Source organism: Enteroscipio rubneri (assembly GCF_002899715.1).
Taxonomy (GTDB): Bacteria; Actinomycetota; Coriobacteriia; order Coriobacteriales; family Eggerthellaceae; genus Enteroscipio; species Enteroscipio rubneri.
This window is the reverse complement of the sequence record NZ_PPEK01000011.1, coordinates 60,956-87,813: the sequence shown is the minus strand read 5'-3', so window position 1 is coordinate 87,813 and position 26,858 is coordinate 60,956. Positions and strand designations below refer to the sequence as shown.

The window sequence follows — 26,858 nt, the reverse complement described above, 5'->3', positions numbered from 1 at the left end:
AAGTCGGTGCACCGACGATGCGCAGCGTCAACCGGTACCGCCGTTCGTAGAGCGACGGTACCTAGATATCGAGGAAACGGACATCGCGCGCGTGCTTCTGGATGAACTCCTTGCGGGGCTCCACCAAATCGCCCATGAGTTCGCTCACCACGCGCTCGGCTTCGGCTGCATCGTCGATATTCACCTGCAAGAGCGTGCGGGTGGCCGGCTCCATCGTGGTCTCCCACAGCTGGTCTGGGTCCATCTCTCCCAGGCCTTTGTAGCGCTGGACGTCGAACTTGTTCGGATCGTCGTATTCTGCGAGCACCGAGCCAAGCGCATTTTCATCGTAGATGTAGCGCTCGATCTTAGGGCTGCGCGAATTCTTCTTCTTCAAGCCGAAGATCGGCGGCTGAGCGATGTAGATGTAGCCGCGGTTGATGAGCTCCGGCATGTAGCGATAGAAGAACGTGAGCAACAGGCAGCGGATGTGGGCGCCGTCGACGTCGGCATCGGTCATGATGATGATGCGGTGGTAGCGCGCCTGGTCGGCGTCGAAGTCGTCACCGATATTCGTGCCGATGGCCGTGATGAGCGAGCTGATGGTGTCGCTTGAAAGCGAGCGGTGCAGGCCGGCGCGCTCCACGTTGAGGATCTTGCCGCGCAGGGGCAGGATGGCTTGCGTCTTGCGATCGCGCGCCTGCTTGGCCGAGCCGCCTGCGGAGTCGCCCTCTACGATGAATATCTCGGAATTCTGCGGCTCCTTGCTGGAGCAGTCGGCTAGCTTGCCCGGCAGCGCGAACGAGTCCAACACGCCCTTGCGGCGCGTCATCTCGCGCGCCTTACGGGCGGCTTCGCGCGCTTTGAGCGCTTGGGTCGCCTTTCCGATGATGCGCTTCGCCGGCGTCGGATTCTCTTCCAAGTACTCGGCGAGACCCTGGGTTACGGCGTTCTGCACGAGCGGCCGGATCTCCGTATTGCCCAGCTTCGTTTTCGTCTGCCCTTCAAACTGCGGATCATGCAACTTCACGGACACGATGGCCGCCAAACCCTCGCGCGTGTCATCGCCGGAGAGGTTCGAATCCTTTTCCTTGAGGATGCCCTTTGCTCGCGCGTACTCGTTGATGGTGCGTGTGACGGCCTGCTTGAAACCGTCAAGGTGCGTGCCGCCCTCGTGCGTGTTGATGTTGTTCGCGAACGCCATAACCGAATTCGTAGAATAGGATGTGGACCACTGCATGGCCACTTCCACGGTGCCGTCGGCGTTTTCAGCTTCGAAGTAGATGGGCTTGTTAAGCGTCTCTTTACCTTCGTTGAGATACTTCACGAAGTCGACGATGCCGCCTGCGTACTGAAACACCTCGGTGCGCGGGTTGCCGTCCGCATCGGTGACGCGCTCGTCATGCAGCACAATCTTGAGGCCGCGGTTCAGAAACGCCATCTCGCGGAAACGGCTTGCCAGCGTATCGTAGTCGAAGACGGTGGTTTCGGTGAATATCTCGGGGTCGGGCCAGAAGGTGGTCTTCGTCCCCGTCTTCTTTGCGGGCCCAATTTCGTGCAGTTTCTCACAGGTCTTGCCGTGATCAAACGCGATCGCATATTCTTTGCCATCGCGTTTCACGTTCACTTCCACACGCGTAGACAGCGCGTTCACCACAGACACACCCACTCCATGGAGGCCGCCGGACACCTTATAGCCCTCGCCGCCGAACTTGCCGCCGGCATGCAGGATGGTGAGGACAACCTCGACGGTTGGGATCTTCTCCTTCGGATGCTTATCGACCGGGATGCCGCGGCCGTTATCGGTAACGGTGATCGCGTTATCGGCGTGTATCCAGACGCCTATCTCGTCGCAATATCCGGCAAGAGCCTCATCGACGGAGTTGTCGACCACCTCGTACACCAGGTGATGCAGACCGCGCGGACCGGTCGATCCGATATACATGCCGGGACGCTTGCGAACGGCCTCCAAGCCCTCGAGGACCTGAATGTCGGAACCGTCGTAATGGTCAGGTTTATTCGCCACTGGCACTGCTCCTTTTGTAGTGCGTTGTTGAGAATAGGACGCGGAACGCCGAAAGCGAAAGCTCGTTCCGCATCAGGCAGCTACCGTGCCCATCGGCTTGAATAGCGCGATGCGCCGTTTTTCGAACGGGCGCAGTAAACGTGTTTCGCAGATGTTTCAAGCCAACTTGAAAATTGTAGCATATGAAGGCCTGATACTAAGAAAATACACCACGTTTGAAGGGTTTCAGAAGCCATGTAAGCGGCGATCTACATTTTGTACATTGTTTTTCACGTAATATGGTTTTTACGGTTCGTATCGGCATCTTTTCAACCGGCCCTCGCATAGGGACGGGAAGGGGTTACTTAACGGCGCGCGGGAGGGAGACGATGCGTGCAGCACCAAGAAGATCGGAGTCGAAGTAGTCGATATTCGCCGTCGTGATGAACGTTTGCATATCGCCGGCAATAAACGAGACGAGCGCGCGGCGGCGCGATTCATCGAGTTCGCTCATGACGTCGTCAAGGAGAAGCACCGGCTTCTGATGCAGGATATCCTGGATGAGCGACACCTCTGCCAACTTTAAGGCCAACACCACCGACCGCTGTTGTCCTTGGCTGGCAAACGAATTCACGTTGCGCCCGTCGATAAAGAATTCGATTCTATCGGCATGCGGTCCCACCAGCGCCCGGCGACGCGCACGTTCCTCACCCCGACGTTCTCCCAGCGTGCGCGCAAGTTCCTCGCGCGCTTCGTCGCGCCCAAACGTGTACGTAGCCGGCGCGTTCGGGTCATGTATCTCCCATGATGGGACGTAGCAGGCGCGCAGCTGTTCACGGCCTTCCGTGATCTGCCCGTAGTACGAGCCCATAACTTGCGCAAGCTTCTCGAACAAGGCGCTCCGGTAAGCCGCCAGCTGCGCGCCGCAGGTCACCACCATCTCGTCGATACTATCCACGAGGGCTTGATCGGCCTCATCTTTAAGTAGGCGGTTCTTATGGCGCACCACTTTTTCATAGTCGCGCTTGATAAGGTAGTGATTCGCTGAGAGCTGGGCTCCCAGCGCATCAAGGGATATTCGCCGCGGAGCCATCCCGCCTTTCGCCAGCTCCAGATCGTCGGGCGTAAACGAAACCGACGGCACCAATCCCTTTAAATCGGCAGGCCGCTTCGGCTTTCCATTCAGAAAAAAACGCTTCTTGCCCTCTTCGGCCGTCATCTCGAGCTCGAGTTGCCGGTTTCCATCGGTAACGTCGGCATAGAGACGCGCGCGAGTTGCTCCCATTCGCACGAGTTCTGCAACGGTTGGATGGCGAAACGAGGCGTGGGCTGTGAGCAGCTGAATGCCTTCGACGATATTGGTCTTCCCCACTGCATTCGGCCCGACGATAATGGTGAGCGGCCCAATATCGCGCAGATCGAATGCCTCGTAACTACGAAAGTCGGCGAACGAGATATGGGATATCGTCAGATCCACGGGTTCCGTTGGCGTGCCAAACCTACGAAATACGCACAGGCATGACCAAGTACAGGAAGTTCTCTCCTTCTTCAGCCCTGAAGATGCCCGGCTTCAACGAGGACTGCACCTCCAGATACACCTTCTCCGTCTCAACCGACGCCAACCCGTCCAGTACGTAGGCAAAATTGAATGCGATTTCCACATCCTCGCCGTCGCCCGCGCACGGCAGCGTCTCCTGAGCCGAGCCGACATCCTGCGTCATGGCGGACAAGAGAACCGTCTGTGAGGCGACATTAATATCGAATTTCACGGGCGAACTCGACTGTCCTAGAAGCGAAGTGCGTTTCACACCTGCGACGAGACGATCGACTTCCATGCCGACACGCGTCGCATAAGAATCGGGTAAGAGTTGGCGATAGTTCGGAAAATTACCCTCGATGCGACGGTTGATGAACACGGTCTCATGATAGGTGACCACAATTTGGTTTTCCGCGAGCGCCAGCTTGACCGGATCGTCGGTACGCGGAAGCGAGGCAATCTCCTGAAGAAAGGATCCGGCGATGACCGCCTGGAAGTCTTCACCTGCATCAGGGAGTTCAGTTTCAGTGATGGCCAAACGGTAGGAATCCGTAGCTACCATCTTGAGGTTAGACCCCTCAACTGTAATAAGGACGCCGGTAAGAATGGCACGGCTCTCGTCTTTCGACACGACACGCGCCACACGCTTCACCATCGAGGCGAACTGCGAGAACGGAATGGAGATCTCCTGCTGCACGTCAACATGGGGAAAGCCTGGGAAGTCCTCCGCGTCAAGCGTCTTGATCGAGAAAGACGCGGTATCGCACGTGATAACAGCGTGCTCGTCTTCGGCGTCGACATGCACAGCCGCATCGGGCAGGTTCTTCACAATTTCCGAGAACAGCTTGCCTGGTACTACTGCCTTGCCTTCTTCTTCAACCAGGGCCGCCACCGTATATTGGATAGAAAGCTCGAGGTCGGTCGCTTGAAGAGTAAGGGAATCGCCGCGTGCGTCAAGGTAGATGCCCGACAGGATAGGCAGCGTCGAGCGCGTAGCGATGCCCTTCAGCACGACGGTCAACGCGTTCTGCAGCTCCGATTGGTTAATGCTGAATTTCAAGGCGATCCCTTCCTCTCGCACGCGATCGTTCGTAACGCGCTGTTCAGTATGGCATAAGAAGCGGGTGCTGTTGCGGGGACCTTATAAGATTTACAGCTTCGTGTATTCGCGTGGGTTATAGATAGTTCGGATCAGTTTTGCGAAAAGGAGCGAGGAGTCGAAGTTCAGATGCATGCTGTTGCCGATATGCTGGACGGCCGAGCTACGAGCTACGAGCTACGAGCTACGAGCTACGAGCTACGAGCTACGAGCTACGAGCTACGAGCTACGAGCTACGAGACGATAACATCCTCTATGCATACGATGGTTGAGAGCGATCCGCTTCGAGGCGAACGTGATTCTACAAATCAACAGGGCAACGCAGCCGATCTTCCTCAGAACGCTTGTTCCTCTTTCCAACGTCAAACGCTTTCTTCACCTCTATGAGGCTCGTCGAAGAGGGAAAGAACACCTCGATACCTTCATATAGCGCTGTTTTCCACATTCACATGGCTCAGGGATTGTGGAAAATGTTGAAAACCTTCGTTTCACTCATGTTCCATTGTGGAAATATCCAAGTTACTTGGTTTGTCAAGCCATGTTTATAGTGATGATTACAAGCCTCTCATCAGGCCCAAGTTTATAAACATTTCTTTTATACTTCTCTGACCAGGCATTTTATCATGCACAACAGATCAACAATTTCTATTTTCGTAAGCGAACTGCACCGATTCTTGACGAAAGCGAAACCTTGCCGACATCCGATACAAGACGCGTTAGCACGATTGTTCGCCTCCTCCAGCCTTATCACTATCAACAATGGGAGGATGTTTTTCACCAGAGCACCCCGTTGCTTTTCGTTCTTCTTTCAGAGTTTTCAACAATTTCTGAATAAAAAGTGGATAACTTTGAAAAGTCCCTGTGAAATAAGGTTTTCAATTTTTCATTTCGTGAATCCATAGGTTTCAATTCTATGAATATCCCAGGTGATTGGATTAGGGGAACGAAAAACGCTACAATACCGGTGAATGTTAGTGAAAAATGCTGAATATCGAATCTGAAAACGGAACATCATTGGACAATCAGATTGAAAATGCAGACCAAAGCGATGATGAGCGCATTGATTCCGCTGATGAGCATACAGGGGTCTTCGATTTCACTCACGTGCATGCCATCGCCCGCATCGCCATGTACGACGATCTGCGCAGCGCGCCGCGCGTGACTGAAATCAAACCGGCGCCCACAGCAGAGTATATCGAGCATCTTGCTTCAACCATTTACGAGCAGGCGCGCGCAGCAGGCGGGACTATCCCCTACACAGTCGTGCGCGAAGTCAGCGAGAATTTCATCCACGCGCGATTCGCTGAAATCATCGTCTCAATTCTGGACGACGGCAATACCATTCGCTTCGCCGACCAGGGACCCGGTATCCATCATAAGGAGCGAGCCCAACTCCCGGGGTTTACGTCCGCGGTAGAACCGATGAAACGCTTTATACGCGGAGTGGGATCCGGGCTACCCATCGTGAAAGAGTACCTCGACCTGTCGCATGGCACCATCACTATCGAAGATAACCTTGGAACCGGATCAGTGGTCACTGTCAGCATGACCGCTCCCAACAACGATCGTTTGAAGAGCGGACCTGAAGCAGTGAATGAGCGCGCGCTTACCAAGCGCGGCGCGCAGCACGAGGACACGAGCGAGGACGACACGGAACATCCCCCAGCCGCCCATCCTGATGCCTACCTGCCCTCATACCCGGATATGCAGGGTGCCTATCGCGGGCCCGACAGCGCATATCCTGCCGCTGCGCCCGGGTATCCACCTGCAGCGCCTTCGTACACGGCCACGCCCGCTACCCCCTATCCGACTGCGGCCTCCCCATACCCAATCGCTCAGCCTCCATATTCAGAAAGCATGGCACCCGCATACCCAGGAGCTGCGCCCGTTCAACCCTATGACCAAAGGTATCCCGCAGCTGCAAACCAGCTCGGATACACGTCGCCCGGCGCGCGCACCGGTGACACGCACGGAACTTCCGTGTACGGAGCACCCGCCCAATGGCATCAAAACCCCTACGCCAGCGCGCACGGAAATGTCGGGGCGCTCGTGCCTCCCCTCACTCAGCGGGAGCGCGATTTCCTTCCCATATTTTTGAGCGAAGGAGCGCTTGGCGTTACCGATATCTCAAAGCTGACGGGCGTCGCCCCGTCGAGCACCTATGTAACGCTGTCTAAACTTGAACAAGCCGGACTGATCGAGAAGACGGTGGGACAAAAGAGGATCCTCACCGATCTGGGATATCAGGTGGCGAATTCATTGTAATCGCCCTTTGCCGGACCGCGTGGTTTTATATACAATCGGACGCGCTACAGGCTTACCGGAGTCGCGCGTCAAGCGCGCGGCCGCAACGGCCCCACCGAGGAAGCGGCATATGAACAACGAGAAACTGGAACAAGTCTGGCAGGATGTTTGCAGCCAGGTAAAAAGCTATAATAATATTGATCCTTCTCAGATCAACGCGTTCTTCTCGCGCTTACACCCCCAAGCTATGAGCGAAGGGTTTCTTATGCTCACAGCAGATAACGATTTTATCAAGACGTGGATCGAACGTCATTACGTTAGCTTCATCAAACGCGCCTTAGAAGATTTGTACCACGTGCCCTTCATGGTAGTTATCGAAGTGGACATCTCCGCCGGCAGTGAAGCGCCGGTATCTTCTCAGCCGCAGACAGCTGGATCTTCCGAAACAAGCACACCGGTCCCGGCCGCCTCTTCTTCGGCTCCTATCGCTCCTCCGGCTACCACGCCTTCGGACGTTTTACCACCCTCACCGGGTGTACAGGATCCCGTCGGTGGCGCTTCTGAACCCGCGCCACCGGAAGCAGCCGATATTGATCCACTTCGCGAACCCGACGGGCCTTCATCCTCCCTGACGTTTGAGAACTTCGTCATTGGAGACTCAAACCGCATGGCATATTCCATGGCCGTGGCCGTGGCTGAAATGCCGGGCAAGGCGCATCTTAATCCCCTGTTCATCTACGGGAAATCAGGACTCGGGAAGACACACCTCTTGCGAGCCATTCAAAACTACGTGCACGAGACCATGCCTAGCCTCTCCACCATCTACGTGGACTCGGCTGAACTGCTATCCGACTACATGGAGGCGAGCGCCGCCCACGACAAGGAGAAATCCAGCTATAAGAACTTCAAAACACGCTACGAAGAAGCAGATGTGCTTCTTATCGACGACGTTCAGTATTTGCAAGGCAAGAAGCAGACACTCGATATTGTGTTCCAAATCTTCAATAAGCTCACAAGCCAAGGCCGCCAGGTGGTGCTCTCAGCTGATCGCGCGCCGAAGAACATCGATATCGACGAACGTTACAAAAGCCGTTTTAACTCAGGCGGTACGTTCGATATTCAGCCGCCGGAAATCGAAACGAAACTCGGCATTGTGAAGAGTTTCGTCGACGAGTACCGAGAATCTGAAGGCTCGCATGATTTCGCCATCCCCGAAGATATCCAAATGTATATCGCCGAGAGTTCCAGTTCCAATATCCGCGAACTCAAGAGCGCTGTCACAAAGGTTATCTACCAGATGACGTTTTTCAACCAGCCGAACTTGACGCTCGATGAAGTGCGCTCGCTTCTCGAGAATCACTTCTCGGGCGGGCCATCAAAGCGTCTTACCATCGCCGATATTCAAAAAGAAGTAGAGACGTTCTACAAAGTAAGCCACGCCGACCTTGTTGGCAAGAAGCGCAATCGCAATATCATCTACGCACGCCAAATCGCCATTTACCTGTGCCGTCAAATGCTTGATCTACCTTTCAACGACATCGGAAAAAAGTTCAACCGCGATCATTCCACCGTAATGTACTCAGTCACCAACGTCGAGGAGAAGATGAAAGAGAATCGCGAGCTGCGAGAGGAGCTGGAGACGCTCAGGCAGCTCATTCTCGAAATATGACGTCGGAAGGCACAAGATCGCCGCACATGTGATGCAGGAAGTGTACGTATGTTCGGCGGAAACATGACTCGCATATGACTCAGAACTTGCAGAAAACCCTCGTATCGCTGCTCAAAGATAACGAAAGCAATAATTTGTGTAGAGAGCGGGTACCGGATCTACACGGAGGAATACGGATGATTTCTTGCGTCCAAACAGGTACTTTGGGAGTTTTCCACATTTCCACTGCCCTTATTATTACTATTATTAAAACCTTCTATATATAGTGAATACCTAGGAACCATGTATATAAAAACACCTATACAAAAAGAAGAAAGATCTTGTTGCTTGTAGTTCTTTGAATTCAGCAGTTTCAAGCGCGTATTGTAAGTTTTCCTTGACTGCACGGTAACCTGATATATAATTTCGGGGTTACTCTATAAATCATGAAAGGGAAGTTGCTATGAAGCGCACGTATCAACCGAACACTCGTAAGAGGGCTAAGTGCCACGGCTTCCGCGCTCGTATGTCGACGAAGGGTGGCCGCAAGGTATTGGCTGCTCGTCGTGCAAAGGGTCGCAAGCGCCTCTGCGTGTAAGCACGTTAAAAGAGTATCGATTGGAGACAATAAAATCCCGCGGGGATATCTCCGATCTATTCTCTCGCGGCAAGCGTTTTCACACGCCATATCTTACATTCATAGTGTTACCCGCAAAGCAGCACGGCCCTGATGGTCGTGTTGCTTTTATTGCGGGTAAAAAATCGGGGAATGCTGTATGGCGGAACAGCGCTAAACGTCGAATGAGGGAGATATGTCGTGCCCTCGGTGGGCCATGGCCGGATCGTGATGTGATATTTCTCGCGAAGTCGGGCATCCTGTTATCTTCTTATAGTAAAGTGCTTAGAGCATGTGACGAGACGTTGAAACGCGCCGAGATTCGATAGGGATCGAGCGAGATGATGGGTTTGCTGAAACGTTTGCCGAGCAAGGTTGCGGTGTTTCTGATCACCTTTTATCGAGCTGCGATTTCCCCGTTGTTCCCTTCTTGTTGTCGTTTTATTCCGACATGCTCAGAATACGGGCTTATCGCATTCCAGCGTTACGGTTTCTGCCGGGGTCTCAAGCTGACGGTGAAACGCTTGCTGCGTTGTCGCCCGGGTGGTTCGCATGGATACGATCCCGTTCCTTGAGTGGAACTCGGAGAACGGCTGTGAAAGGCGATCGGCTGAGGCACTATCTGCCGCCTGCGGGCGCTGAGGTATAAAGGAAGGAACAACATAGTATGTGGGACGTATTTAAGGATTGGATATTCGACATAATCCAATTCTTCTACAATATCTGCGGAGACTGGGGTTTGGCGATTATCGTCGTTACGGTCATCTTCCGTATTCTGATTTCTCCGTTGATGCACAAGCAGACGAAATCTACTCATGCGATGCAGAAAGTGCAGCCTCTGATTCAAGAGCTGCAGACAAAATACGGTGACGATCCTCAACGCTTGAACGAGGAGATGCAGAAGCTTTACGCCGAAGTAAAGTTTAACCCGATCGCCGGCTGTATTCCCATGCTTCTACAAATGCCTATCTTCATCGCATTGTTTCAGGTTCTTAGCGAGATGGGCTCTCGTACTCAGGGAACCACGTACGAGTTTTACAACCTCGTCCCCAGCCTCGTCACCACACCTTCGCAAGCATTCGAAAATGGAACATTTGTTCCTTATGTGATTCTTATGATCATATTTGCTGGTGCAACGTTCTTGCCGATGGTTCTCCAGCAGCTCAACAGCAACAACAGCGCGCAGCGCAAGCAAATGATCATCATGGCCGCCGTCATGAGCTTGCTCATGCTGTGGATCAGCTGGAACTCTCCTGCCGGCGTGCTTTTGTTCTGGGGCGCTTCTTCGCTGCTCGGTATAGCGCAGCAGCAGATTTCTCTCCGTATGATGAAGCGCAAGGATGCTGAGCAGGAAGAAGCTATCGAAATCAAACCGATTGAAGTTGATGTGACGCGTAAAGCGAAGAAGCCTCGTCCGAAGAAGAAGAGGTAGCGATAAGCACCGAATGTTTCACGTGAAACATTTTGAGATCTTGGTGGATAGAAGGAGTCGAACATGGCTGAAGAGAACGTTGAGAGCGCCGTCGAAGAGCAACCTGTCGAGTTGACAGACGAAGAGCTTGATCGCATCGCCGATACGGCCATAGGAGCCTTGCAGGATATTCTGAAATACTTCGATGTAGGTGAAGTAACAATCGATGAGTATGAGGGTGATGATGGTGAGTTGATCCTCGATATCACGGGAGATGATCTTGCGGTGCTTATCGGGCGACATGGTAAGACACTTGACGCTCTTCAGTTCATCGTATCGGCAATTACTGTGCGTACTATTGGATATCGCTATCCGGTCGTCGTAGATGTAGAAGGATACAAGGGCCGCCAGCGAGAGAAGCTCGAATCTATTGCTCATTCATCTGCCAATCGAGCAGTGGCCCAGCATAAGAGTGTAAAACTGAGGCCGATGACGCCGTATGAGCGTCGTATCATTCACATTACGCTTCGTGCTGACGAACGTGTCGAAACCGCTTCTGAAGGTGAAGGAAGCGCACGACATGTAGTTATTTTACCGGTGTAGCGTTCGAAAACGCAGCCATGCAAGATCGAGAACTATGTTCTTCTCGGATCTTGATCATGGTTTGAGATTGCATGGAATACAGCCCGCTGTCATGCGGGCTGTTTTTTGTCTAAAGGTTTTGCTGAGGTGATTTTGATGAGTATTTCAGGGACCAGAACTTGCAAATACATGCGAATACTAGGCATCTTGAACGGTGCGAAAACATCTGCATGCGGGTATGAGATTCTGTAAAGAAGAAACGCTTGGATGAAACCTGTTCGAATATTGACCAAGTATTTATCATACGCAGGCGGTAATTGATGTTGTCGACGCTGTTTAACCTTATGGTGTGTATTGGGTAAGCAAAAAGATCGCTTCCTATATCAAGCGTCGTGGGTACATATAATCGCTTGTCAGAAATAGGCAATCCGGTAGATCGCCTTTTGTTCTGTCATATTATATTGTCGGACATGTTTCACGTGAAACATCTTGAAAAGGCGTCGGACTTTCTTATTACTGTACGTTATTATCGACACATGCAAGTTTTGATGTTTCACGTGAAACATGTACTTTATACTTGATACTTAGAAGTGCTCGGAGGAGCGAACATGCATGATGAATTATTGCAACGTCATTTAGAGCTTGTGCTTGAAGCGAATAAGAAAACCAATATCACACGCATTTCCTCCTGGGATGAAGGTATGGTTCTGCATGTTCAAGATTCACTTCTTGGCCTTGAAGAACTGTTGAAAGCACCAGACGGATGGTATGCCGATATCGGGACTGGTGCGGGGTATCCTGGTATACCTCTTGCGATCGAGACAGGTAGAAAGACACTGCTCGTTGATTCAGTTGGCAAGAAAACAGCAATACTAGATAGCTTCATTGGTGAATTAGGCTTAGATCAGGTTTCTACTTATACTGGTAGAATCGAAGATCTTGCTCGTGAGCATCCATACGAGTTTGCAGCTATTACTGCCCGGGCTCTTGCACAACTTTCTGTACTGATGGAATTGGCTGCTCCGTTGCTCCAACTTGGTGGCAGACTGATTTGTTATAAAGCCAACCTGAAGCCATCAGAACTGGATCATGCACTTTCATTACAGGATACAGTTGGTCTGGAGCTTGTTTCTGATCGAAGCTTTGTATTAGATGATTATCAGAGACGAATTGTTACCTTTGAAAAAGTTAAGCGAGAAAGTATTCAGTTGCCAAGGAAAACAGGATTAGCGCAAAAGCGACCGTTGTAATGTTTCACGTGAAACATCCGATCTCGCGACGTTTGAGCTCTTGTAGTCTTGTTGCTGTCAATGAATTTTATTCGTGTCCGGTTTACGCAGCACAAATTGACACTTCTACCACAAGTGGTTCGTCGAGCAGTGGAAGAGGCTTTATACAATTTGTTTCACGTGAAACAAATTGTATTATCTAGTTTTAAGCTTTTGAAAGCAGTTCTCTTGCGTAAGCACATCATTTCTTCGACGCTGCACTTCAATATGTATTGCTTCGCATACGCCTTCGAAATTTTCAACTACTTCGGTATTCGTGAAACGCAGTTCCTTAATCTCAAGAACTTCAAAAAATGTAGTGCGAACGCGGTCGTATTCTCTTTGGCGGATAGAGTAGTGAGAATCGCCGTCAAGCTCGATACTTAAACGTGCCTTCCTACAGTAGAAATCAACAATGTAGTTTCCGATGACTTTTTGAGGAACAAAAGATATAGGATACGTCCTTAAAAAGTGCAACCAGAGAAGTCTTTCGTAGTAGGTTTGGTTGTTACGCATAGTATTCGCTCGTTGAGCTAATTCTTGTCGTCGTGTAAAGCCCATATACATCCCCTTTTTATGGGTTATATACTACTTGAAAAACTCTAGCTATACGATGACGGGGTTCTCATGTTGGACGCAGTGCTGTTTGTCTTGCTGTGTACTCTTTTCTAGCCAATATCAAGCGTACATACAGCTCAAAAGTACGTAATTGTTTCACGTGAAACAATTGAAGCAATTTCAAGGTTTGTTGTTTGACGAACAATGTTTCACGTGAAACATAAACACGGTATACTGTCATGGCGGTTATGAAAGGGGGTCCCTGTGGGACTACTGGATAGTCTTAAACGAGACAAAAAGTCAGCCGAGACTACCAAACGCGTGGAAACCTCTGCAGAGTCTGAGAATTCGACGAGTAAGGCTGAACCTGAGATCAATATCGAGGATATCGAGGTAGTTGAGCGTGAAGTGCACCCTCGAGTTGAACATCAGGCGGTGGCAACTCCAATCAAAACGATGAAGGACAAAGCGCCCGTCAATCACGTGATCGGCCAGACAAAGGTTATGGCCATCATTAATCAAAAGGGTGGAGTTGGTAAATCGACAACTGCAATAAACTTGTCGGCCGCGCTCGGAGAACTAGGAAAACAGGTTCTTCTTGTCGATCTTGATCCCCAAGGCAACTCGTCCAGCGGCCTTGGCGTAGAAAAGAGTCAAGTCAGTAATTGCGTGTATGACGTTCTATTGAATGATGCACCTATCGAGAACGTAATCATACCTGATGTGTGCGAAGGGCTTGATCTTGTCCCTGCTACCATCAATCTTGCCGGAGCTGAAGTCGAACTTGTGTCGGAAATGGCCCGTGAAAACCGATTAAAAGATGCAGTAGGAAGTTTAAGAGGCAAGTACGACTATATTTTTATCGACTGCCCTCCCTCGCTGGGACTTTTAACCGTGAATGCTCTTGTTGCTGCTGATAAGTTGCTTATCCCAATCCAATGCGAGTTCTATGCACTAGAAGGTGTGACAAAACTTCTTGATTCAATGAAACGTGTCAAAACACGCCTTAATCCTTCATTGGATATTTTTGGGGTGTTGCTCACAATGTATGACGGAAGAACGACTCTTTCGCGTCAAGTTGTCGATGAGGTTCGTTCTTATTTCGGCAAAACGGTATTTACAACGATGATCCCGCGTACGGTCAAACTGTCAGAAGCTCCGAGCTTCGGACAGCCGATAACCCAGTACGATCCTACTGGTAAAGGGGCTAAAACGTACGTAGACCTAGCAAAGGAAGTGATACAGCGTGGCTAAGTCTTCGAAAAGTGGTCTGGGACGGGGGTTGAACTCTCTACTTGGTGGGGCCTATGAAGAAGCAGTTCCAGCTGAGCCTGTCCCCCAGCGAACCTTGGTAGAAAGGGAGAAACCTGCTTCGGATGATATGCGATCAACATCAAGTGAGCCGAAGAGGGCCGATTCGGATGTTGAAAAGCGCGAATTGATGGAGCATGAGGAGTCGATAACAGACGGAGAGACCCAAGTAACCATCAAAAGTGTCGTGCAGCGTAGAACCGACGAGGTTGCTATTGATGCTGTCAGCCCTAATCCTGATCAGCCGCGAACAAATTTCAAAAAAGAACCGCTAGAAGAGTTGGCTGCATCTATTCAAAAGGATGGGTTATTGCAGCCTATCCTCGTGAGACCTGTCGGAGCGCAGAAATATCAGATTATTGCTGGAGAACGGCGCTGGCAGGCTTGTAAGATCGCAGGATTGAAAACAGTTCCAATACGTATCAAGGAAGCTGATGACGACCAAGCACTTGAGCTGGCTCTTGTTGAAAATATCCAACGCTCCGACCTCAATCCGATAGAGGAGGCGTATGGATATCGGCGCATGATGGAGCGGCGTAATCTCACGCAATCTGAAGTAGCACAAGCTATGTCGAAGGGTCGATCGACGGTTGCAAATGCGCTTCGTTTGCTAGAGCTTCCTGAAGAGGCGCAGCAACTTCTGTTTGAAGAGAAGATTTCGGCTGGCCATGCTCGAGCGATTCTTTCGATTCCGTCGAAGGAAGGCCGCCAGAAACTAACGAATAAGCTTGTTGAAGAAAAGCTTTCGGTACGGGAAGCTGAAGCGATCGCTCGCTTGTTCTCGAATAAACGCGATGACACCACACAGAAGAAGGAACCAATTCCTAAAACGTACAAAACAGTTGCCCGCGCGCTGAAGGATGTTCTTCATACGAATGTGAAGGTGAAATCGTCGGGCGGTAAGAATAAGATTGAGATTGAATTCACTGACGAAGAGGATCTCGAACGTCTTTTCGAAGAGTTGATTGCCGCAGCTTCATAATGTTTCACGTGAAACATTATGCTGAGAAGGGAAAAGCCGCTTTATGCGGCTTTTCTTATCGGAATATTACACAAATGGTTCGTTACATGAATTTTCTTGATGTGTGTCATAGGCTAATACTTAAAGAAAACGAAGATGTTAGAAGATTTCTTTAGCGTATAAACATTAGTTTTTTATTGCATCATATGAAAGGGTGCAGGTAATGAGCGGTAACAATGGAGCTTCGAGACTATAATAGCTGGGAACGCAATGGATATAGAGATCAAGCTTCGAACTGAGTGATACCACTCGATCAGGCCGGTATCCGCCACTTGATGCACATACAGCGAAAAAGCTGGAACATGTTTCACGTGAAACTTACGAACTTATACAGATAAAGCAGTGAGCCGTAAAGCAATGTTTCACGTGAAACATTTTGAATGTAATATCATGCGAGCAAATAGTGTTTCACGTGAAACATAAGGCTGCCAGATCGCGTGCTTTGCAGAGGCGTGTATAAAAACACTTGAACTGAAACATGATGCACTTTTCTCAAAATGTTTCACGTGAAACATTTTGAGATGGCGATGTTGCTGGGCGTATTCGCAGCTTCATCGACAGACGAGTACGGCGAAGAAAACAGCATTGTACGTTGATGAACCTACGCCCGAGAGCGAATCGAATTCTTAAGCTGACCACATGCGCCAGCTATATCCGCACCCCGAGAATTTCGCAATGTCGCTTCTGTGCCGCTCTGTTGAATGTGAGACAACCAATGCTTCACTGTTGAAGGTGAAGATGGCTGGTACGAAGATCCGATAATCGTATTCATGGGTATAAGGTTCACATGGCATAAGAGACCATCGCAAAAATCACAAAGCGCCTGAAGCGCTTCTTCGGAATCATTCACGTTGCGGATCATAATGTACTCTAAAGTAACGCGACGATTTGTGAGCGCGATGTATGACTTCAAAGAAGCCTTGAGGTTCGCGAGCGTATCTCGAGCGACGTTTGGCATCAACATATCGCGCGTTGGCTGAATCGCTGAATGGAGAGACACAGCTAAGGTGAATTGTTCGGGCTCATGAGCAAATCGCTCGATACTTGAAACCAGACCGCATGTTGAAATGCAGATATGCCGTGCTCCGATCCCAAGGCCTTTTGGATCATTCATAATACGCAACGCAGCTAGCGTGTTGTCGTAGTTCAGAAAAGGTTCGCCTTGTCCCATCCCGACGACATTGCTAACACGCCGTCTAGCATCTTCTTGAGCGATGAGAACCTGATCGACAATCTCTCCTACGAGAAGACTCCGCTTCAATCCTTCATGCCCTGTTGCACAAAACGAACATGCCATAGGACAACCTGCCTGCGTGGAGAAGCAGACGGTCAAACGCGCATCATCATGAGATGGGATTAAAACTGTTTCAACTTGAGCCCCATCATCGTACTCTATGATGAATTTCGTTGTTCCGTCGGCTGAAACAGCGCGTTCGACAATGTGCGGAACGTAAAGAGGAAAGCAATTTTCGAGCGTGGATCTCAAGCTCGCAGGTAGATTTGACATCTCGTCATACCCATGCGCTCGATGGACGTATAGCCATTGTGCTAGTTGTCCGGCACGAAACGATGGTTGACCGAGGTCTTTCATCAGTTCGCGCAATCCGTAGAGCGAGTAAGATTTAATAGGTTTATTCATAGGAATAGTATAGCTGTTTCACGTGAAACATTCAGCCTTCCAATCAGCGAGATTCATCTTGGAATAAGGGTTTGCTATACTGCTGAAGTTCTGTTCACTCTGTCGAAAGAAGGATACATGCCTGAAAGCTTCGATCCGCGTCAGTGGCGCGTTGCGCTGCTTGCAGGAGGAAAAAGCGGGGAAAGAGAGATATCTTTGGCTTCAGGTAACGGAGCTCGCGAAGCTCTTGTGGAAGCCGGCTTCACGGTAACCGTATTGGATCCTGCTGAGCGCACCGATTTGAAGCGCCTACTCGACGGCTCTTTCGACGTCGCATTCTTATGTCTTCATGGAAAGTACGGAGAAGACGGGACGATACAAGGTATGTTAGACGTCATAGGCCTTCCCTATACCGGATCTGGTGTTTGGTCGAGTGCTTTAGCGATGGACAAACCAAAGGCCAAGTTGTATTACGAACGAGCTGGAATTCCGACACCTCCATCTGTTACGATTTTTGCGGGCGAGGATTATGATATCTCGTCGATTTTGGATATGCTTGGCTCCCACTGCGTCGTGAAGCCAGGTACAGAAGGCAGCGCCCTTGGGGTATTCATCGTCGACGATCTGGAATCGCTTGAGAAAGCAATCGAAAAGGCTTTCGAATTAGATAAAGAAGTACTTGTTGAACGGTATATAAAGGGAACAGAGCTAACCGTCGCCGTTGTGGGGGACGATGCATATGTGGAAGCTCTTCCGATTATTGAAATAGTACCAACAAGCGAGTTCTACGATTACGATTCGAAGTACGCCCCAGGGGGTTCACAGCATATTTGCCCGGCTCCTTTGAGTGAGTCCACGACTGATTATGTGAAGGATTTGGCGATTCGGGCACATCGCGCATTGTCATGTAAAGGTGTATCGCGTTCCGATTTCATTCTAGAAGATACCGGTTCGTGTTGGATTCTCGAAACGAATACCATTCCCGGTATGACGGGCACGTCTCTCCTGCCTGATGCAGCCCGAGCTGCGGGTATTTCTTTCCCCGAGTTGTGCACACGTCTCGTTCGGATAGCGCTGGACAGGTAACGGTATTCTATTCGGGCAACAGGCGCACGGCGTATTCCTTTGGAGGTTGCGAATGTGTGCGAGAAGATAGTAACGATGCCGAATGTTTCACGTGAAACATTCGGCATCGTACCAACGTCCGTTGCACGGGAAGTTAGATGACACCGCACGTCTTCAGGCTGAACAGAATGAGGGCGACAATGCCGAGAAGCAGCACCCAGCTGGCGGCATAGCACCCTTTGTTGCCCTGTCTGCTTTGTTCGATGAGTTTCTCGGAGAACTTCCTGCTGTCCTTGACGATAGCAGTCCCCTCTTCTTTCGGAGGAAGCTTCACGGTGTCCTTCGGCGTCCACACCCCACCGCTCTCAATGACTTTTTCGATACCTTGCTCTCCCAGTGATATATCAGGGCGCACGCCTCCGGCCAGGCGTTTTGATATATTCTTGAGAAAAATATCAAACGCTTGTTTGTATTTTTTATCAAAACAAAGGAGGGCCGCTTGACCCCAGTAGTATCCCGGTTTCGGTGAGTCGCTGAACGCGACGAACGAAAGGATCGCATGGAGGTTCCATCCGCGAGCCGAGAGCACGTTTAATGTGCGCGAGGTTTCCGTATCAAAGTAGCCTATCATGCCGCCGAACCGGTTCCGCAGCCATGCGACAGAGGTGTCGGCTTCCGTTTCGAACACGATCTCAAACATATCCCCCACGAGGTTATCTGCTCCCAAGAGTGCTGCTGCCTCTCGTTTGGATGCGGTCTCGAACCGAGCGTACGTACCGAAATAGCGCTCTGCCTGCATGACTATCCCTTCGTCATTTGGCGCACACATTTGGAACTCCGAAAGTTGGTTTTCCTACGTGTAATCACCGTGTTTTGGGTTTGTGTGAACCTATGATAGATGATAGGCTGAATGCATGGAAAATCAAAATGCGCATAGGCTTGATACCCTGCAAAGCTTCATAAGCGACGGCACGCCCGATGCGGTTCGCACCAGGTACGAATTGCTCCCGGATATCGCGGCTTCAGCTGATTTCGGAGAGCTCGACCGAGATATCGTAGTGCTTGACACGGAAACGACGGGTTTCTCGTATCATCACGACGAGCTGACGCAAATCGCTGCTGCTCGAATGGAAAAGGGCCAGATCATTGATTGGTTCATTACGTTCGTGAATCCGGGGAAGCCCATTCCTGAAGACGTCGCGCGGCTCACCGACATTCATGACTCCGACGTGGCCGACGCTCCGATGCCGTCCGAAGCGCTCGCAGATCTGGTCGCGTTCATCGGTACTTCGAAGGTGGTGGCTCACAACGTCGATTTCGACCGGACTTTCACGACGCGACACCCGAGCGGCTACTCGCTACTCGAGAACACCTGGATCGACTCGCTTGACCTCGCCCGCATCGCGCTACCTCGGCTTACCTCGCATCGACTTCTAGACCTTGTGCGCGCTTTCGGAGCGCCGCTCTCGACGCACCGAGCCGATGCGGACGTTGCAGCCACCTGCGCGATTCTGCGTATCCTGTTTGCGGGAGTCGCTACGATGCCGCCGGCGCTCGTGTGCGAGATAGCGGGTATGGCAGACGTGTCGCAGTGGTCGACGCAAGTGGTATTCGACCACTTTGCGAACGCATATCGAGAGGCCGCAGGCGTTACCGTTCCATCACAAGACCAGTTAACAGTAGGATCCCCGAGCCTTTTCGAAACGTGCGAGCCAGTCGAGTCTGCGGTTTCTGAGTGCTTGGAGCCCGCTCCCGCGCCTGCGCCAGCCTCGGCGACGGCATCGATGCCCGCAGCGTCAAAAGACGCAGCTTCCGAGCCCACACCCTTTGAGTCCTTGGAAGTCGGAGTAGCCGCCTCCTCTACCAATGCTCCTAGGCGCCCGTTCGGGGGCATGTCCCCTGATATCGTAGCTGGTGTAAGCGCCGCCGACCTAAGCTTTTCGATGCGTGCCCTGCGTCGCGATCGCCTGGGGAAACAAGAGCACGCTCGAAAGATGGATGCCGACGACATCGCCGCCGATCCGATGCGCGCACTCATGTTTCCCACCGAAGAGGATATCGCTTGTGCCTTCTCGGAAGACGGTTTGGTCGGGACTTTGTATGGCGATTTCGAACCACGCGAAGAGCAGCTTGCCATGGCGGAAGCGGTGCGCGCTGCATTCGCAGCTTCTGCAAACCTTATGGTCGAAGCGGGAACGGGCGTGGGTAAATCCATGGCCTACCTGGTTCCTTCCGCGCTGACTGCGCAGGCGAATGGTATAGCCGTGGGCGTGGCGACCAAAACAAACGCGCTGCTCGATCAGCTGGTGTATCACGAGCTTCCCGCTCTCGCCGATGCCCTTGAGGCGCAAAACCCTGAAGGGCCGAGGCTGACGTTTGCCCCGCTGAAAGGATTCTCGCATTACCCATGCCTGCGGCGCATCGGCCGCATCGTGGCCGACGGTCCAGGCATGAGGCTTGTTGCAGGTAAGGAGCAGTCCCAGGCACCAGCGCTCGCCGCGCTGCTCTCCTATATTGAGCAGACCGGGTACGACGATATGGACGGCCTCAAGATTGACTATCGGGCGTTGCCAAGACGCGCGATCACCACGACAAGCCATGATTGTCTGCGACGGAAGTGCCCCTATTTCGGTACAACGTGCTTCGTACACGGTGCGCGCCGCCAAGCTGAGGACGCCGACATCGTGGTGACGAATCACAGTCTACTCTTCTGTGATCTTGTTGCAGACGGTGGGTTGTTGCCGCCCATCCGGTACTGGACGGTGGATGAGGCCCACGGCGCCGAAGCCGAGGCCCGGCGTGCTTTCTCGCGCTCCATCGCGGCGGAAGATCTCGTGCGCATCGCGAATCGCGTCGATGCAGCCGAACCATCGCGCAACGTATTTATGCGTGCTGAGCGACGGGTTTCAGCTCCGATCGGGGACGAAGGCGCTACGCTGTTCTATGCGCTCACAGCCAAGGCGCGAGCGGTTGGTTCAGCCTATGCTGCAACCGCTCGCGAGTTCGCCGCGCATATGAAAGACCTTCTGTTCTTCGATCGAAACAAGCGCGGAAAAAGCTACGAGACTGTGGATCTCTGGATCAACGACGATATCCGCGGCAGCGCGACGTTCGCAGAGGTCGTGTCATTCGGGCGCGCCATGGTCGATGCGGCCGAGAAGCTGGTGACGGCTTGCCAAGAGCTTGTGGGTTATCTGGAAGACTTCGAAGGCGCCGCCGAGGTGCAGCGCGAGATAGCCTCGATTGCCATGGAGTTGAAAGACCAGATAAACGCTGCGCAGATCATCTTGTTCGATGCGCCCGAGACCTTCGCCTATGCAGCCACGCTCAACCGGAAGAAGGATCGCGCCTCGGAAAAGTTTGAAGCACTACTCCTCAATGTGGGTGAGGCGATGAATGAAACGCTGTTCGCACGCGCCCACTCGGTGGTGTTTGCGTCTGCGACGCTTGCGGTGGACGGCCGCTTCGACGCGTTTGAGAGCGCCCTCGGCCTCAATGCATCGGAGGCGTCGACGTGCCGGACATGCCAACTGGATTCCAGCTACGATTTTGATGCGCAGATGACGGTCTACGTGGCGAGCGATATGCCCGAGCCGAACGATCCCGGTTATCTGCCTGCACTGCAGCGGCTGCTCGTGGATGTGCATCGCGCTCAGCAGGGGTCGTTGCTGACGCTATTCACGAATCGTCGCGAGATGGAGCGCTGCTTCGATGAAGTGCAGCCGCAGCTCAAAGCGGACGAGCTGCGCGTGGTGTGCCAGAAATGGGGCGTGTCGGTCAAGGGTCTTCGAGACGATTTCCTGTCTGACGAACACTTGTCGCTATTCGCGCTCAAGAGCTTCTGGGAGGGATTCGATGCACCGGGTGCGACACTGAAGGGGGTGGTCATCCCGAAGCTGCCGTTTGCGAAGCCTACCGATCCGTTATCGTGCGAGCGGGCTGCACGCGATGACCGAGCCTGGAGACGTTATGTGCTGCCGGCCGCCGTGCTCGAGACGAAGCAGGCAGCGGGACGCCTCATCAGGAAAGCCGACGATTCCGGCGTGCTCATACTGGCCGATCGAAGGTTGGTCACGAAAAGCTACGGCAAAGCCTTCCTCAACTCGCTGCCGAGTCGTACCATCAAAGTGCTGCCCTCTGCGGAGATTGCCGAGGAACTCGCCCGCGGAGGAGGCGAGTAGCGTCTCGTTGGGGGCGTAGGGAACCATGGGTAGGCTCGACGAGAAGATCACGCGCGCGGCGCATATCAAGCGCCATACGGCGGGGACGTCCAACGAAATATCGTTCAGCGTTCTCGACGCGGCGAAGCAAGCTCTCGACGGCGAAGCGGATGAGGATGGGAAGCGTCCTGCGCGATTTGGGCGTATCACCTTATTCACGCTTCCGGGACGGCGCAAGAAGCCCATCGCAACCCCAACGAAGGCGCGTGGCCTCCACCTTTCGACGGGGGACTTCGTCTCTGTCGACGAGGACGCCCCGTCCTCGTTTGGCGTGTTGGGTGCCGACGCACCTGCCACGCTCGTACCAGGGGACCAGCCAACGCCCCCCGGACGTGCTCCCATGGCTCTTGCATCCGAGCCGGCGCGCGGAAACAGCCGGTCTCCCGAAGAGGAGATAGCCCGCCGCAAAGCACGCCGACGCCTCAGCCGCACGATCGCTATAGCGATCGTGAGCATCGTGTCGGTGCTTCTAGTGGTTGCGGGCGGTTTCTACCTGTATAACGAGTACCGCTCGCATCAGGCGAACGTCTCGCAGCTCGACGATGCACTGGATCTGATGGCCAGCACCGACGAGACGCTTCACGTTCTTGATGTGGTAGTGGAGAAGCCGTTTGAATCTGATACTGCGCAGAAGCGCGCCGATCTCGACGATCAGCTCGATGAGGCGACCGCTGCGCTGGACGAAGCCGACGAACTGGCCCGTGCTGCATCGGTTGCCCTACGGGCTCCTCGGGACAAAGAGGCCGCCAACCAAGTGGTGGCCGCTATAGCCGCCCGCCGTGCCCTGCTTGAGTCGGGGTCGCAGCTTGCCGCGCTATCGAACAGCGCATTGCAGGCTCTCGGCTCCGTGAACGAGGCGTGGTCGAATCTGCTTGCAGCCGATGATCTTGCTCGTCAGGCTGCTGCGCTCGTGACCGAGACGACAGCCGAGAACGTGCAGGCTTCCAAGGACCAGACGAACAAGGCTTTGGATGCTCTCGATGCTGCGCGCGCATCGCTTTCCAATGCGACGGACGCCTTCCCTTCGATCGATGCCGCCGCCATCGAAGCGTACTTAAACAAGCGCGCCGAAGCGCTTGCGAGTGCCATCGCTTCAGACGATGCGTTTCTCGCCAAGAACAAGCAGGAAGCTGCTGCTCAAAACGATGCGTACAACGCAGCAGACGCCGAAGCGGCCGCTTTGGCCGAGAAGCTTCCAGATGACCCGTCGAGCTTGGTGCTCGCCGCCTACGACGGCGAATCCGCTGCCCTGCAACAAGCATATTCAACAGCACGTTCACAAGCTGGAACAGCGGATGCTTTTATTCATGATTATTTGGGTGCAGAGATCAAATAGCGTATACTTGGATAATATGTGCCTTGCAGAATCTCCAAGGAACGAAAGGCAAATCGCATGCCGGAGTTACTCGACCACGTCGCATATCTTTCCCAGGAAATCGGTCCCCGCCCTGCGGGAACTGAGGAGGAGCAGCAAGCGGCGTTATATATCACTGAGCAGATGCAAAAGGAAGCCGGCCTCTCGGCCGCAATCGAGGATTTCGGCGGCGCTCCGAACAGCGACGCCCCTCGCGTGCTGTGCTGCATCCTCGCCCTTGTCGTTGCGGCGCTTTCCCTGTTCCTTCCCGTGTTGGGTATCGCGTCAATCGCGATCACAGCTATCACGGCGCTTCTGTTCGCAGCTGAGGCGTTCGACCATCCGGTGCTTTCAAAGGCGTTCGCGCGCGGCGTGAGCCAAAATGTAGTCGCCAAGTACGAGCCCGGCTTTTCGACCGAAGCAGGCGGCTCGCGCCGCCGCAAGGTGATCCTTGTCGCGCATTACGACAGCGGGAAGGTGCGCGCCGAGCTGAACAGGCCACTGCTGAAGCTTCTGCCTGTCCTGCAATGGGCGGAGCTCGTCGCCATGGTGCTGCTCCCCGTTCTGCTTGTCGTTCGCAACATCGTGTTCGCGAACGATACGGGGATGGCGGTCACCGTGATGAACGTACTCGTTGTGATTGCGCTGGTGCCGCTTGCTATCGTGCTTATCTTCGCGCTCGTCCATAAGTTGGCCGCGTACAACGAAGCTGCCAACTGCAACGCCGCTGGAACGGCTGTGCTTCTTGAGACGGCTCGCCGGGTCGGTCGCGGACGCGTGAGCGAAGCCGACCTTGCGGAACGAGAGGCGGCTCTCATCCATGGAGAGGAGGCTGCGCGCGCGGAAGGCCTCGTTCCTGAAGGCGCTCAAATTGTGTACGAAGCCGCGAGTATGGTGCCGCCCGAGCCGGCGCCCCAGACGCCCGAAGCGCGTCTTGCGGCTGCAAAGGCCGCCGTCGCCGCCTTGTCCGGAAAGCCGATGCCCAACGTCTACTCCTCCGATCTTGCAGAAAACCTCGTGCAGGTGAAGGAGCCTCCCATCGCGAAGCCGTCCGGTGACGACTTTCGCGAGTTGCGCGACGAGACGCGCGAGGCCCTTACCTCGATTCCGCCCGATACCATGCAGGCTGCGCTAGCAAACGCTGAAGCCGCGCATCCGGAAGACACCATCTCCTCCGCATCGGATATATCGCAGTCCGCCGTCATCCAGTCATCGCGCGCCGAGGAACCTTCCGTCGGTGTGCCTGACTGGTTCAAGAAAGCTCAGGAGAAGGCCAAGAAGCCTCGCAACGAGGACAAGCCGGTGCAGCGCTCCCGCTACGCCTCCGCACTCGACGCCGCGGTCAGCGAGAGCGCTGGGCACTTCGCCGAAGCGAACGAAGTCGTGGAGAAGCGTCTCGAACAGGTACTGGAATCCGATGCGGGCGTTATTCGCGAAGTGAAGGCACCTCGCTGGGCCGCGACGGCCGAACCGCAGGAACCTACACGCGAGGACGCCTCCCAGCCGAGCGGTCGGCCCCCGACTGCGCCTGTGTCGCAGGACTCGGTCGATGCCTCCGCGTCGCAGCCTCCAGTCGATCCGGCGGCCACCACCGCCATGGCCCCCATTGATGTTAACGATTTGCGCCTCGACGATATGCCCGATGCGGGCGCCGTGCCCATGCCTTCGTTCCTTGATCCGCAGAAGGTGCAGGAGGAGTCGCGTGCGCAGTTCATGGACGGCCCGCGTACCGACAAGCGCGTGGATGTGACAGGTGTGCCGATCGATGCGAGCGGCCGTATCACCCCGCTCGACGTGCCGAGTGCGGATGGTGACGAGAACATAGGCACGCCCGCCGAACACGGTCGCCGCCCCATCGAGCTGCCGGACATCGGCATGGCCGCTGCCAATCCCACGCCTATTTCAGAGCTTCCCAAGCAACGTGCCCCGCTCGCCGACGTCGAAGGCTCTGCGAAAACAGCAGCGAAGAGCTTGCTCACCATGCTCCCTTCCATCAACCTCGGCGGGTCTGGCGCCCCGGATGGGGATGTGCCGGAGGCAGGGGGAGCGGCCCCGGGCGAATCCACAAAGAAGCCCGCTTTGCGTTCGATGCTGCCTTCGCTTTCCGGTGCTATTCGTGTGAAGGACGACGACGCTTCGCCCAAAAACGTGAGTGCGGCCGGCTCGTTTGCTCCCGCCGGGGCGACTGGTGCCTTCGCCCCGATCGGTGACGAGCTGCTGGACAACGTTGATCCCGACGACATTTACGTGGATGACGCCGATGACTCTGCGTACGACGATAACATTACCGAAACGGGAGCGTACGCCGGTCCCGGTTACGTGGAGATGCCCAAGTCGCGCGTCCAACGGCTTTTCGGGCGCTTCCGCAAGAAAGAAAAGGAGATCGAGCCGAGCCCGCAGGAATGGCTCGACGTCGATGAGACGTTCGATGCGCGCTCTGCAGGTGCCGAACGCGGCGGCTGGGAAAGTTTCCGCGACGAGGATGCGGATGTGTACGAAGAAGACGCATTCGATAGCGCGACTGGACAGTTCGAAGACGATTTTGATCCAAACGACGCCGACTACTACGATTCTGATGATCGCCGGCCGTGGAACGGCGGCGCGTTCTCGTCAACGCGTGTGGAGCAACATGGCGCAGGAGCGGACGAGTTCGACGGATTGGACGGTTCGGACGCGTATGGTCGGTATGAAGAAGATCCTGAAATCGCTGATGAGCTCAGGCAGGTGTACCAGTTCCGCAATCCGGATATCAACACCGAGGTATGGTTCGTCGCACTCGGTTCCGAGCTGTCTAAAAATGCTGGTATGCGGGCATTCTTGGATGAGCATCAGCAGGATCTGCGCGGTGCGATCATCATTGATCTTGACGCGCTCGGCGCGGGTGATCTGTGCATGATCGAAAAGGAGGGCACGCTGCGTGCAGTGAAAACGTCGTCACGCATGAAGCGCTATGTAAAGAAGGCGTCGCAGGCGAGCGGGGTGAGCATTGGATCGGCGCAGTTGCTCTGGGAGGACAGCGCGGCTTCCTTCGCCGTGCGACACGGTCATCAAGCTATGCATCTCGTGGGCATAGAAGGCGGAAAGCCGGCGTTGTACGCCCAGGCCAACGATATGATGGAAAACATCGACGAAGAGACGCTGCGCAGCAACGCCGACTTTGTTATGGAGTTGTTGAAGAATATATAACCGTACCGAAAGAGGCCAGGAAGCGCGCGTGGGCTTTACCGTATACTAAATAGCACGTGCGCGTATCTAACGCACGGATTCGAGAGATGCAGGACAGGGTATCCTGCTCAACCACAGAACAGCGAGGTGTTTTTGC

At 53.6% G+C, this 26,858-nt stretch carries 20 protein-coding genes; 14 read left to right on the top strand and 6 right to left on the bottom strand.

From position 1 onward, the window contains the following. Window positions 1-61: 61 nt before the first annotated feature. The 3 genes from gyrB to dnaN form a co-directional block, all read right to left on the bottom strand. Window positions 62-2,005, bottom strand: a complete 1,944-nt coding sequence (gene gyrB, locus C2L71_RS09170) for a DNA topoisomerase (ATP-hydrolyzing) subunit B (RefSeq protein WP_103265465.1) — start codon at window positions 2,003-2,005, stop codon at window positions 62-64. A gap of 340 nt (window positions 2,006-2,345) precedes the next feature. Next, window positions 2,346-3,461 carry a DNA replication/repair protein RecF gene (gene recF, locus C2L71_RS09165; protein WP_103265464.1) on the bottom strand — a complete coding sequence of 372 codons (1,116 nt, stop codon included), beginning with the start codon at window positions 3,459-3,461 and terminating at the stop codon, window positions 2,346-2,348. A 22-nt stretch (window positions 3,462-3,483) separates the two neighbouring features. Continuing rightward, window positions 3,484-4,581 (bottom strand): DNA polymerase III subunit beta, encoded by a 1,098-nt coding sequence (gene dnaN, locus C2L71_RS09160; RefSeq protein ID WP_103265463.1) that lies wholly within the window; start codon window positions 4,579-4,581, stop codon window positions 3,484-3,486. Between the two features lie 1,020 nt (window positions 4,582-5,601). Here dnaN and C2L71_RS09155 point away from each other — a divergent pair. The 8 genes from C2L71_RS09155 (at window position 5,602) to rsmG (ending at window position 12,371) form a co-directional block, all read left to right on the top strand. Next, on the top strand, window positions 5,602-6,885 hold the full coding sequence (locus tag C2L71_RS09155; protein WP_103265462.1) for an ATP-binding protein: 1,284 nt from the start codon (window positions 5,602-5,604) through the stop codon (window positions 6,883-6,885). Between the two features lie 109 nt (window positions 6,886-6,994). Further along, window positions 6,995-8,533: a chromosomal replication initiator protein DnaA gene (dnaA, locus tag C2L71_RS09150; protein ID WP_103265461.1), complete on the top strand. Its 1,539-nt coding sequence runs from the start codon at window positions 6,995-6,997 to the stop codon at window positions 8,531-8,533. Window positions 8,534-8,975: 442 nt separating this feature from the next. Next, on the top strand, window positions 8,976-9,110 hold the full coding sequence (gene rpmH / locus C2L71_RS09145; RefSeq protein ID WP_013981168.1) for a 50S ribosomal protein L34: 135 nt from the start codon (window positions 8,976-8,978) through the stop codon (window positions 9,108-9,110). Window positions 9,111-9,130: 20 nt separating this feature from the next. Further along, on the top strand, window positions 9,131-9,457 hold the full coding sequence (gene rnpA, locus C2L71_RS09140) for a ribonuclease P protein component (RefSeq protein WP_103265460.1): 327 nt from the start codon (window positions 9,131-9,133) through the stop codon (window positions 9,455-9,457). A gap of 12 nt (window positions 9,458-9,469) precedes the next feature. Further along, window positions 9,470-9,703, top strand: coding sequence for a membrane protein insertion efficiency factor YidD (gene yidD / locus C2L71_RS09135; RefSeq protein WP_103265459.1), 234 nt, complete (start codon window positions 9,470-9,472; stop codon window positions 9,701-9,703). 92 nt (window positions 9,704-9,795) lie between these two features. Further along, on the top strand, window positions 9,796-10,560 hold the full coding sequence (locus tag C2L71_RS09130) for a YidC/Oxa1 family membrane protein insertase (RefSeq protein WP_103265458.1): 765 nt from the start codon (window positions 9,796-9,798) through the stop codon (window positions 10,558-10,560). Window positions 10,561-10,623: 63 nt separating this feature from the next. Further along, complete coding sequence (locus C2L71_RS09125) at window positions 10,624-11,142, top strand: Jag family protein (protein WP_103265457.1); 519 nt, start codon at window positions 10,624-10,626, stop codon at window positions 11,140-11,142. Between the two features lie 587 nt (window positions 11,143-11,729). Next, on the top strand, window positions 11,730-12,371 hold the full coding sequence (rsmG, locus tag C2L71_RS09120; RefSeq protein ID WP_103265456.1) for a 16S rRNA (guanine(527)-N(7))-methyltransferase RsmG: 642 nt from the start codon (window positions 11,730-11,732) through the stop codon (window positions 12,369-12,371). A 174-nt stretch (window positions 12,372-12,545) separates the two neighbouring features. Here rsmG and C2L71_RS09115 read toward each other — a convergent pair whose 3' ends face one another. Then, on the bottom strand, window positions 12,546-12,950 hold the full coding sequence (locus C2L71_RS09115; RefSeq protein WP_103265455.1) for an endonuclease domain-containing protein: 405 nt from the start codon (window positions 12,948-12,950) through the stop codon (window positions 12,546-12,548). 261 nt (window positions 12,951-13,211) lie between these two features. Here C2L71_RS09115 and C2L71_RS09110 point away from each other — a divergent pair, with 261 nt between their 5' ends. Further along, window positions 13,212-14,201, top strand: coding sequence for a ParA family protein (locus C2L71_RS09110; RefSeq protein WP_418762865.1), 990 nt, complete (start codon window positions 13,212-13,214; stop codon window positions 14,199-14,201). Further along, on the top strand, window positions 14,194-15,240 hold the full coding sequence (locus tag C2L71_RS09105; protein WP_187143320.1) for a ParB/RepB/Spo0J family partition protein: 1,047 nt from the start codon (window positions 14,194-14,196) through the stop codon (window positions 15,238-15,240). The genes C2L71_RS09110 and C2L71_RS09105 overlap by 8 nt, the downstream gene beginning before the upstream one ends. Window positions 15,241-15,880: 640 nt before the next feature. Here C2L71_RS09105 and rlmN read toward each other — a convergent pair. Then, window positions 15,881-16,918 (bottom strand): dual-specificity RNA methyltransferase RlmN, encoded by a 1,038-nt coding sequence (gene rlmN / locus C2L71_RS09100; RefSeq protein WP_103265453.1) that lies wholly within the window; start codon window positions 16,916-16,918, stop codon window positions 15,881-15,883. 117 nt (window positions 16,919-17,035) lie between these two features. Between rlmN and C2L71_RS09095 the strand changes: the two genes are divergently transcribed. Then, entirely contained in the window at window positions 17,036-17,983 is a 948-nt protein-coding gene (locus C2L71_RS09095) for a D-alanine--D-alanine ligase family protein (protein WP_103265452.1), read from the top strand. A 133-nt stretch (window positions 17,984-18,116) separates the two neighbouring features. Here the strand turns inward: C2L71_RS09095 and C2L71_RS09090 are convergent, their stop codons facing one another. Continuing rightward, complete coding sequence (locus tag C2L71_RS09090) at window positions 18,117-18,761, bottom strand: hypothetical protein (RefSeq protein WP_103265451.1); 645 nt, start codon at window positions 18,759-18,761, stop codon at window positions 18,117-18,119. A gap of 115 nt (window positions 18,762-18,876) precedes the next feature. Here C2L71_RS09090 and C2L71_RS09080 point away from each other — a divergent pair, with 115 nt between their 5' ends. From C2L71_RS09080 to C2L71_RS09070, 3 genes are read left to right on the top strand one after another with little or no spacing between them, the layout of a single operon-like run. Next, window positions 18,877-22,143 carry a helicase C-terminal domain-containing protein gene (locus C2L71_RS09080; protein WP_239926564.1) on the top strand — a complete coding sequence of 1,089 codons (3,267 nt, stop codon included), beginning with the start codon at window positions 18,877-18,879 and terminating at the stop codon, window positions 22,141-22,143. Window positions 22,144-22,168: 25 nt separating this feature from the next. Continuing rightward, the gene (locus C2L71_RS09075; protein WP_103265450.1) at window positions 22,169-23,518 is read left to right on the top strand and encodes a hypothetical protein; all 1,350 of its coding nucleotides are present in this window, start codon (window positions 22,169-22,171) and stop codon (window positions 23,516-23,518) included. 57 nt (window positions 23,519-23,575) lie between these two features. Further along, on the top strand, window positions 23,576-26,722 hold the full coding sequence (locus C2L71_RS09070; protein ID WP_129588497.1) for a M28 family peptidase: 3,147 nt from the start codon (window positions 23,576-23,578) through the stop codon (window positions 26,720-26,722). Window positions 26,723-26,858: the final 136 nt, after the last annotated feature.

Bases quoted from the DNA above. Each gene is read 5' to 3' on its own strand.
- C2L71_RS09125 (WP_103265457.1), top strand. From the start codon at position 10,624: ATGGCTGAAGAGAACGTTGAGAGCGCCGTCGAAGAGCAACCTGTCGAG.
- C2L71_RS09095 (WP_103265452.1), top strand. From the start codon at position 17,036: ATGCCTGAAAGCTTCGATCCGCGTCAGTGGCGCGTTGCGCTGCTTGCA.
- C2L71_RS09080 (WP_239926564.1), top strand. From the start codon at position 18,877: ATGGAAAATCAAAATGCGCATAGGCTTGATACCCTGCAAAGCTTCATA.
- yidD (WP_103265459.1), top strand. From the start codon at position 9,470: ATGATGGGTTTGCTGAAACGTTTGCCGAGCAAGGTTGCGGTGTTTCTG.
- C2L71_RS09155 (WP_103265462.1), top strand. From the start codon at position 5,602: ATGCTGAATATCGAATCTGAAAACGGAACATCATTGGACAATCAGATT.
- C2L71_RS09090 (WP_103265451.1), bottom strand. From the start codon at position 18,761: ATGCAGGCAGAGCGCTATTTCGGTACGTACGCTCGGTTCGAGACCGCA.
- rlmN (WP_103265453.1), bottom strand. From the start codon at position 16,918: ATGAATAAACCTATTAAATCTTACTCGCTCTACGGATTGCGCGAACTG.
- C2L71_RS09075 (WP_103265450.1), top strand. From the start codon at position 22,169: ATGGGTAGGCTCGACGAGAAGATCACGCGCGCGGCGCATATCAAGCGC.
- C2L71_RS09070 (WP_129588497.1), top strand. From the start codon at position 23,576: ATGCCGGAGTTACTCGACCACGTCGCATATCTTTCCCAGGAAATCGGT.
- rpmH (WP_013981168.1), top strand. From the start codon at position 8,976: ATGAAGCGCACGTATCAACCGAACACTCGTAAGAGGGCTAAGTGCCAC.
- dnaA (WP_103265461.1), top strand. From the start codon at position 6,995: ATGAACAACGAGAAACTGGAACAAGTCTGGCAGGATGTTTGCAGCCAG.
- C2L71_RS09130 (WP_103265458.1), top strand. From the start codon at position 9,796: ATGTGGGACGTATTTAAGGATTGGATATTCGACATAATCCAATTCTTC.
- rsmG (WP_103265456.1), top strand. From the start codon at position 11,730: ATGCATGATGAATTATTGCAACGTCATTTAGAGCTTGTGCTTGAAGCG.
- C2L71_RS09115 (WP_103265455.1), bottom strand. From the start codon at position 12,950: ATGGGCTTTACACGACGACAAGAATTAGCTCAACGAGCGAATACTATG.